Source organism: Pseudomonas sp., from assembly GCF_037994325.1.
GTDB lineage: Bacteria > Pseudomonadota > Gammaproteobacteria > Pseudomonadales > Pseudomonadaceae > Aquipseudomonas.
Genome location: NZ_JBBNAH010000256.1, coordinates 1 through 8877, shown reverse-complemented (window position 1 = coordinate 8877; position 8877 = coordinate 1). Strand labels below are relative to the sequence as shown.

Sequence of the window (8877 nt, the reverse complement as noted above, 5' to 3'; positions counted from 1 at the left end):
GGCATTAGTCTCGGTCATGTAGAAGTTGTCGGTGCCGATGGCACCACCGAAATTCATCCGTTGGATGAGCCGGAAGACCAGGCTGTTGCCGACGCCGAGGGCATTGAAGAAAACGCCCCGGTAGAGGTATCACCCGAGTTGGCGGCACAGCCGGAAACTGCAACTCAAGCCCCGGTAGCTGCACCCACTACCAGTGCCCCTACGCTGGCCGCACCTGCTGCTAGCGCACCCGCGCCAACGTCGGCCGTACCCGCACCAACCGCCGCGCCAACTGCGCCTGCTGCTGCCCCGGCCGCGCCAAGTGCTCCGGCAGCCCCTGTTGTTGCCGCCGCTGGCGAAGGTGTGGTCGCTATCGACTTCAGCGCCAACTGCTGGATTTCGCTCACCGATGGCAACGGCAAAGTGGTTGTCAGCGGTCTGAAACGCGCCGGTGAAAAACTCGAAGTTTCCGGCAAAGCGCCGCTTGAACTGCGCCTGGGTTATGCCCGTGGTGCCCAGGTGCGCTACAACGGCCAAGCCGTCGATGCCGCTCCGTTCACCAGCGGTGAAACCGCCCGTATCAAGTTGGGACAATAAGCATGCACGCCGAATCGCCAATCATCCGTCGCGTCTCGCGCAAGATATGGGTCGGCTCCGTGCCGGTCGGTGGTGATGCGCCGATTGCTGTACAGAGCATGACCAACAGCGACACCTGCGATGTGGCCGCTACCGTCGCGCAAATCCGCCGCTTGGAAGATGCTGGCGCTGATATCGTGCGTGTCTCCGTGCCGGATATGGACGCCGCCGAAGCCTTCGGCAAAATCAAACAGCAGGTCCGCGTGCCGCTGGTTGCCGACATCCACTTTGACTACAAGATCGCCTTGCGCGTGGCTGAGCTGGGCGTTGATTGTCTGCGCATCAACCCAGGCAATATCGGCCGTGAAGACCGCGTAAAAGCCGTGGTTGAGGCGGCGCGTGATCGCGGTATTCCAATCCGCATCGGCGTTAACGCCGGCTCGCTGGAAAAAGACCTGCAGAAAAAGTATGGCGAACCCACCCCGGAAGCCTTGGTGGAATCGGCCCTGCGCCACGTCGAGCACCTCGACCGCCTGAACTTCCCCGACTTTAAAGTCAGCGTAAAAGCCTCCGACGTGTTTATGGCCGTCGCCGCTTACCGCCTGCTGGCCAAGCAAATCGAACAACCGCTGCACCTGGGTATCACCGAAGCGGGTGGCCTGCGCTCGGGCACGGTGAAATCTGCCGTAGGCTTGGGCATGCTGCTTGCGGACGGAATTGGCGATACCATCCGCATCTCGCTGGCGGCGGACCCTGTGGAAGAGGTGAAAGTCGGTTACGACATCCTCAAATCCCTGCGTTTGCGTTCCCGAGGCATCAACTTTATTGCCTGCCCGAGTTGCTCGCGGCAGAACTTCGACGTGGTGAAAACCATGAACGAGTTGGAAGGGCGCCTGGAAGACTTGTTGGTTCCGCTGGACGTGGCCGTAATCGGCTGTATCGTCAACGGCCCCGGCGAAGCCAAGGAAGCGCATATCGGCCTTACCGGCGGTACGCCGAACAACCTGATTTACATTGATGGCAAGCCGGCACAAAAGCTGACCAATGAAAATCTGGTGGATGAGCTGGAACAACTGATCCGCCAGAAAGCGGCCGAAAAGGTCGAAGCCGACGCGGCGCTGATCGCCCGTGGCTAATAAAAAGAACATTAAGGATTGTGTGTGAGTAAGTCCCTGCAAGCCATCCGTGGCATGAACGACATCCTGCCGGAGCAAACTCCGCTCTGGCGTTATTTCGAAAACAGCGTGGCGCGCCTGCTCGATGGTTACGGCTATCGGCAAATCCGCATGCCCATCGTTGAAGCCACTGAGCTGTTCAAGCGCTCCATCGGTGAAGTCACCGATATCGTCGAAAAAGAGATGTACACCTTCGATGATCGCAACGGCGATTCCCTGACCCTGCGCCCTGAAGGCACTGCCAGCTGCGTACGCGCGGTGCTGGAACACGGTATTTCCGGTGGCGGTCAGGTGCAGAAACTCTGGTACATCGGCCCGATGTTTCGCCACGAGCGCCCGCAAAAAGGCCGTTATCGCCAGTTCCACCAGATTGGCGTGGAAGTCTTTAACCTTGACGGTCCGGATATCGACGCCGAGCTGATCGTGCTGACCTGGCGCCTTTGGGGCCTGCTGGGTATTCGCGACGCGGTAAAGCTCGAACTCAACAGCCTGGGTACCAGCGAAGCGCGCGCCAACTACCGCGATGCCTTGGTGCAATACCTTAGCGCCCGTGCCGACCAGCTCGACGAAGACAGCAAGCGCCGGCTGCTCAGCAACCCGTTGCGCGTGCTCGACAGTAAAGTGCCGGAAACCCAGGCGCTGCTGACCGATGCCCCGAAGCTGCAGGACTATTTGGACGAAGGCTCGCGCCTGCACTTCGAAGGTTTGAAAGCCCGCCTGGATGCCGCTGGCATTCCTTACGTGCTTAACCCGAAGTTGGTCCGTGGCCTGGATTACTACAGCAAAACCGTTTTCGAATGGGTTACCGATAAACTCGGCGCCCAAGGCACCGTGTGTGCCGGTGGCCGTTACGATGGCCTGGTCGAGCAAATGGGCGGCAAGCCCACTGCCGGCGTGGGTTTCGCCATGGGTATCGAGCGGCTGATTCTGCTCCTGGAAACCTTGGAGCAGATTCCTGAAGAAATCGCCCGTCAGGTCGACGTCTACCTCTGTGCATTTGGCGACGCCGCCGAACTCGCCGGGTTGCAACTGGCCGAACGCCTGCGCGACCAGGTGCCGGGCCTGCGCCTGGTGGTCAACGCCGGTGCTGGCAGCTTTAAAAGTCAGTTGAAAAAAGCGGATAAGAGCGGTGCGTTGTTTGCCCTGGTTCTGGGTGAAGACGAACTGGCTCAGCAAGTGATAGGTTTCAAACCGCTCCGAGGTCAGGGCGAACAACAAAATATTGCCTGGGATGCTCTGACCGAGCACCTGGAAGCCAGCTTGCAGCAAGGCTGACAAGCAGGTTCGAGCATTCAGCGAGTTTTAAGGAGCATTGGCGTGTCGAGTACCGAAGACGAACAACTGGCGGACATCAAGGACTGGTGGAACCGCAACGGCAAACCGCTGTTGACCGGTGGCGTACTGGCTCTGGTAGCGGTAGTGGGCTGGAATTACTACCACAAGTACCAGGCCACCCAGGCGCAGAATGCCTCGATGCTCTACCAGCAACTGCTGGAAACCACCTTTGACCCGTCTGGCAAGCCGGATGTGGCCAAGGTCGCTGACCTGTCCAACAAGCTGAAAAACGACTACGCCGGCACTTACTACGCGCAGTACGCCAGTCTGTTCGCGGCTAAAACAGCAGTGGATAACGGCAAACTCGATGATGCTGCCGCTGAATTGCAAAGCGTCGTGGCCAAGCCAGTCGATGAAACCATCAATGAGCTGGCCCGTCAGCGTCTGGCTCGTGTTCTGGCTGCTCAGAACAAGGCCGAAGAAGGTCTCAAGCTACTTGATGGCGATGCTGAAAAAGCATTTATCGCCAGCCGCGAAGAGCTGAAAGGTGATCTGTTGGTCAAAGTCGGCCGTGACGACGATGCCCGCAGTGCTTACGAGAAGGCCAAGGCAGCCCTGTCCGATGAAGCGGCAGTGGGTGGCTTGCAAATGAAGCTCGACGATCTGGCCAAAGGGGATGCGTGACGTGATGCGCTGGAAATATGCCGCACTGTTGGCCCTGGCCGTTCTTGCCACGGGTTGCAGCAGCACTAGCAAGAAAGAATTGCCGCCAGCCGAGCTGCCGGACTTCACCGAAGAAGTTGAGCTGCACAAAGAGTGGAGCCGCTCGGTTGGCGATGGCCAGGGCGACACCTTCAACATGCTGGTTCCAGCCGTTGATGGCGACACCATCTTTGCTGCCGACGTAAACGGCGAAGTCATGGCGATCAACCGTTTCTCCGGCGACAAGCTGTGGGAAAGTGATCTGGACCTGCCCGTTTCCGGCGCTGTTGGCGCAGGCAGCGGCTTGGTCTTGGTTGGCACCCTCAAGGGCGAAGTGGTTGCCCTCGACGGCGCTACCGGCGAAGAGAAATGGCGCGCCAAGGTCACCAGCGAAGTGCTGGCAGCCCCGGCTACCAACGGTGACGTCGTTGTGGTGCAAACCCAGGACGACCGCGTGATCGGCCTGGAAGCCAGCACTGGCGCCCAGCGTTGGATCTATGAAAACACCCCGGCGGTGCTGACCCTGCGTGGTACCGGTGCGCCGATCGTGACCGATAGCCTGGCCTACGCCGGGCTTTCCACCGGCAAAGTGATTGCCCTCGACACCCAACGCGGCTTGCCGGCTTGGGAGCAGCGCGTAGCCGTGCCGCAAGGCCGCTCCGAGCTTGACCGCGTGGTGGATATCGACGGTGGTCTGCTGCTGTCCGGTAACACCCTGTACGCCGTGACCTATAACGGTCGCGTGGCCGGCCTGGATGCGAGCAATGGCCGCATCATCTGGCAGAAAGAAGCCTCGAGTAACGTCGGCCTGGCTGAGAGCATCGGCAGCGTTTACCTGTGCTTGGCTAACGGCACGGTAGAAAGCGTTGACGAGCGTTCGGCGTCGTCGCTGTGGAGCAATGAATCCCTGGCTCGCCGTCAGCTGTCGGCGCCGGAAGTGTTCTCCAGCTACATTGCTTTTGGTGACTTCGAAGGTTACCTGCACCTAGTCAGCCAAGTGGATGGCCGTTTCGTTGGCCGTACCCGTATCGACAGCGATGGCCTGCGTGCCCGGCCATTGGTGGTCGCCGATTGGCTCTATGCATTCGGTAACAGCGGTGAGCTGGTTGCGCTGACGATCAAGAAGTAGGACTCACCGCGCTGATGCAGGCCCGCGATTTGGGCGCCTGCATCAGGCAGTGAGGCCTGCGCAACAACGAGTTCGGCCGCTGCCGTTTGACGGTAGCGGCCTTTGTATTTTCTGCAATTGAGTGGAGGGGCCGTATGGTTCCCGTAATCGCCCTGGTGGGCCGTCCTAACGTCGGCAAGTCCACCCTGTTTAACCGCCTGACCAGAAGTCGCGACGCTATCGTCGGTGACCTGGCTGGTCTGACCCGTGATCGCCAGTACGGTGAGGCCAAATGGCAAGGGCGAACCTACATCCTGATCGACACCGGTGGTATCTCCGGTGACGAGCACGGTATGGACGAAAAGATGGCCGAGCAGTCGCTGCTGGCCATCGAGGAGGCCGACGTGGTGTTGTTTCTGGTCGACTCGCGCGCAGGCTTTACTGCCGCCGACCAGATGATTGGCGAGCACCTGCGCAAGCGCAACAAAACCTCGTACGTGGTCGCTAACAAAGTCGACAACATTGACCCGGACCTGGCCCGCGCCGAGTTCGCGCCATTGGGTATGGGCGATGCCATTCCAATTGCGGGCGCCCACGGCCGTGGTATTGCGCAGATGATGGAAATCGCCTTGGGCGAATTCCCTAAAGATGCCGACGAAGAAGAAGGTGAGCCCGAAGAAGTTGCCGAAGGTGAGGAAGCCAAACGCATTCCTGGCCCGAGCGAAAAAGACGGCATCAAAATCGCCATCATCGGCCGCCCTAACGTTGGTAAGTCGACCCTGGTTAACCGCATGCTCGGTGAAGACCGGGTAATCGTCTATGACCAGCCCGGCACCACCCGCGACAGTATCTACATTCCCTTCGAGCGTAACGAAGAGAAGTACACCCTGATCGATACCGCCGGGGTGCGTAAGCGCGGCAAGATCCACGAGGAAGTTGAAAAATTCTCCGTGGTGAAAACCCTGCAAGCGATCAAAGACGCCAACGTGGTGATCTTTGTCATGGACGCCCGTGAAGGCGTGGTCGACCACGACCTCAACCTGCTGGGCTTTGCCCTGGAGTCGGGCCGTGCGCTGGTTATCGCCCTGAACAAATGGGACGGCATGGAGCCTAGCGAGCGCGACTACGTGAAAACCGAGCTGCAACGCCGGTTGTTCTTTGTCGACTTCGCCGATATCCACTTTATCTCCGCGTTGCACGGTACTGGCGTGGGCAACCTCTATCAGTCGGTACAGAACGCTTTTAAGTCTGCGGTTACCCGCTGGCCCACCAGCCGCCTGACCTCGATTCTCGAAGACGCCGTAAGCGAGCACGCGCCACCGATGGTGGGCAGCCGCCGTATCAAACTGCGTTACGCCCACTTGGGTGGCGCCAACCCGCCGATTATCGTGATTCACGGTAACCAGGTGGAGAAGGTGCCCAAGTCCTACGTGCGCTACCTGGAAAACACCTATCGCCGTGTGTTGAAGCTGGTCGGTACGCCGATTCGCATCGAGTTCAAAGGTGGCGAGAACCCGTACGAGGGCAACAAAAACACCCTCACCGACCGCCAGGTCAACAAGAAGCGCCGCTTGATGTCGCACCACAAAAAAGCCGATAAGAAGCGCAGAGATAAAAAGTAGGTTCTGTCGCCGATACACGCTTCGGTTTTAAAGAGGGCACCTGTGGGTGCCCTTTTTCGTGGCCGGTCGATCCGTTATTCTCCGTTACCGGCGCTCGCCCGCAGGGCCCGTATAGGCCGCGACAGAGCCATGACAGGTCAACCAGGAAGGCGTGATGATCACCAGCAAGTTGCCTAACATCGGCACCACTATCTTTACCCGCATGTCGCAGTTGGCCAATGAAGTGGGCGCGCTAAACCTCTCGCAAGGTTTCCCCGACTTTGACGGCCCGCAGGCGTTGCTCGATGCTGTCGCCCGCCACGTGCACAACGGTCATAACCAATACGCACCGATGACTGGCCTGCCGGCCCTGCGTGAACAAGTGGCGGCCAAAATTGCCCTTTGTTACGGCCGTAACGTCAGCGCTGATACGGAAATCACCATCACCCCGGGTGCCACCCAGGCGATTTTCTGCGCGATCCAGACCCTGATCCGAGCTGGCGATGAGGTCATCGTGTTCGATCCCAGCTACGACAGCTACGAGCCCTCTGTAGACCTGGCCGGCGGCCGCTGCGTGCATGTGCCGCTGAGCCAGCCGGACTTTGCCATCGACTGGCAGCGCCTGGGCGATGCCATCGGCCCACGTACGCGTCTGATCATTCTTAACAGCCCGCATAACCCCAGCGGCGCGCTGATTACCCGTCGCGACCTCGACCAGTTGGCCGAGCTGATTCGTGACCGCGATATCTACCTGATCAGCGACGAGGTGTACGAGCACCTGGTATTCGACGGTGCCAAGCACGACAGCGTGCTGGCCCATGAGGCGTTGTATCAGCGCGCGTTTGTGGTTAGCTCGTTTGGTAAGAGCTACCACGTCACCGGTTGGAAAACCGGCTATGTAGTGGCGCCGCCGGCCCTTAGTGCGGAGCTGCGCAAGGTGCACCAGTACGTCAGCTTTTGTGGTGTTACTCCGTTGCAATGGGGGTTGGCGGACTTTATGGCGGCGAACCCGCAACACGTCAGCGAGCTGCCAGCGTTCTACCAGGCCAAGCGCGACCTGTTTTGCGACCATTTGGAACAGTCCAAATTCAGCTTTACCCGCGCCGCCGGCACCTTCTTCCAACTCGCTGATTACTCAGCGATTCGTGACGACCTTAACGATGTAGCGATGGCCGAATGGCTGACCCGTGAGCATGGCGTGGCGGTAATCCCGATTTCGGTGTTCTACCAAGAACCACCAAAAGACCTGCGCCTGGTGCGGTTTTGCTTTGCCAAGCGTGAAGAAACGTTGATTCAAGCGGCGGACAAGCTATGCAAGATTTAACCAGCGGGCGCGATATCACCGGCTTGCCCGACCTCAAGCTGGCGCTGGTGCAAACCACGCTGGCTTGGCACGACCCGGCCGCCAACTTCGCGCACTTTGAACGCCTGCTGGAACAGGCCCGAGGCGCGGATCTGATCGTGCTACCGGAAATGTTTACCACCGGTTTCTCCATGGAGTCCGAGCTGCTCGCCGAACCGGAGGAGGGCGCCACCTATGCGTGGTTGCGCCAGCAGGCTAAACGCCTGGATGCGGTCATTACGGGCAGTGTGATTATTCAGGCCGTCGATGGCAGCCATCGCAACCGCCTGCTTTGGGCGCGCGCGGACGGTGAAGTGCTGCACTACGACAAACGCCACCTGTTTCGTATGGCCGGTGAGCATAAACACTACAGCCCCGGCGAGCGCCAGGTGCAGATGGAGCTGCACGGTTGGCGCATCCGCCCGCTGATCTGCTACGACCTGCGCTTCCCGGTGTGGAGCCGTGACCCGCACGACACCGACTTGCTCCTGTACACCGCCAACTGGCCGGCCGCGCGGCGCTTGCACTGGAATCGTTTGCTACCGGCGCGGGCGATTGAAAATCTCTGCTACGTCGTGGCGGTAAACCGTGTCGGCAGCGATGGCAAAGGCCACCCTTACAGCGGGGATAGCCAAGTGCTCGACTTCCAGGGCGAACCATTGCTGGAGGCCGGTGCGGCGGATGGCGTGTTTAGCGTTACCCTGAAAGCCGCCGACCTCGCTGCCTACCGCGAGCGTTTTCCGGCCTATCTGGACGCCGATCCGTTTCATATCCAGTAAGTAACGGGCCACCACCGCGCCGGGTTACGGCCCTTTTTCGTCCATATTGGCTTGCACCAGAATCCTGTCGCCCAGCTGCAGGATTGAGCCTTCACTGGTGTCCTGATAGTTGCCGACCATGATGTTCAGGTCACCCAGGCCATGGATGAGGGAGCTGTGCCGGTTGCGCATCACGTTGGCGACGATCATCACGTTGTCGGCCTCGATGACTGAGTTCTGGTCGTTGAGAAACGTGTTTTTTACATAGAAGGTTGCGCCACCGTCGCTGAGCATCATGGAGCCGTGCAGGTTGTTCAGATCTCCTGCGTTGGAGAGCATCAAACTGCCCATCGCATAGATC

At 59.5% G+C, this 8877-nt stretch carries 9 protein-coding genes; 8 read left to right on the top strand and 1 reads right to left on the bottom strand.

Annotated elements, in window-relative coordinates; translation table 11 throughout:
* From AAAB16_RS08715 to AAAB16_RS08680, 8 genes are all read left to right on the top strand, one after another.
* Positions 1 to 576, top strand: a 576-nt coding sequence (locus AAAB16_RS08715; RefSeq protein WP_340662977.1) for a DUF4115 domain-containing protein, incomplete at its 5' end; no start/stop codon positions are given.
* 2 nt (positions 577 to 578) lie between these two features.
* Positions 579 to 1691: a flavodoxin-dependent (E)-4-hydroxy-3-methylbut-2-enyl-diphosphate synthase gene (ispG, locus tag AAAB16_RS08710; protein ID WP_110616466.1), complete on the top strand. Its 1113-nt coding sequence runs from the start codon at positions 579 to 581 to the stop codon at positions 1689 to 1691.
* 24 nt (positions 1692 to 1715) lie between these two features.
* On the top strand, positions 1716 to 3005 hold the full coding sequence (gene hisS, locus AAAB16_RS08705; RefSeq protein WP_340662976.1) for a histidine--tRNA ligase: 1290 nt from the start codon (positions 1716 to 1718) through the stop codon (positions 3003 to 3005).
* A gap of 42 nt (positions 3006 to 3047) precedes the next feature.
* Positions 3048 to 3689, top strand: coding sequence for a tetratricopeptide repeat protein (locus AAAB16_RS08700; protein WP_340662975.1), 642 nt, complete (start codon positions 3048 to 3050; stop codon positions 3687 to 3689).
* Positions 3682 to 4836 (top strand): outer membrane protein assembly factor BamB, encoded by a 1155-nt coding sequence (gene bamB / locus AAAB16_RS08695; RefSeq protein WP_340662974.1) that lies wholly within the window; start codon positions 3682 to 3684, stop codon positions 4834 to 4836. The genes AAAB16_RS08700 and bamB overlap by 8 nt, the downstream gene beginning before the upstream one ends.
* A 134-nt stretch (positions 4837 to 4970) precedes the next feature.
* Entirely contained in the window at positions 4971 to 6437 is a 1467-nt protein-coding gene (gene der / locus AAAB16_RS08690) for a ribosome biogenesis GTPase Der (protein WP_340662973.1), read from the top strand.
* A 154-nt stretch (positions 6438 to 6591) separates the two neighbouring features.
* Positions 6592 to 7740 carry a pyridoxal phosphate-dependent aminotransferase gene (locus AAAB16_RS08685; RefSeq protein ID WP_340662972.1) on the top strand — a complete coding sequence of 383 codons (1149 nt, stop codon included), beginning with the start codon at positions 6592 to 6594 and terminating at the stop codon, positions 7738 to 7740.
* Positions 7728 to 8537: an amidohydrolase gene (locus tag AAAB16_RS08680; protein WP_340662971.1), complete on the top strand. Its 810-nt coding sequence runs from the start codon at positions 7728 to 7730 to the stop codon at positions 8535 to 8537. The genes AAAB16_RS08685 and AAAB16_RS08680 overlap by 13 nt, the downstream gene beginning before the upstream one ends.
* Positions 8538 to 8561: 24 nt before the next feature.
* Here AAAB16_RS08680 and AAAB16_RS08675 read toward each other — a convergent pair.
* Positions 8562 to 8877 (bottom strand): hypothetical protein (locus tag AAAB16_RS08675; RefSeq protein WP_340662970.1); only part of this gene is annotated, 316 nt, incomplete at its 5' end.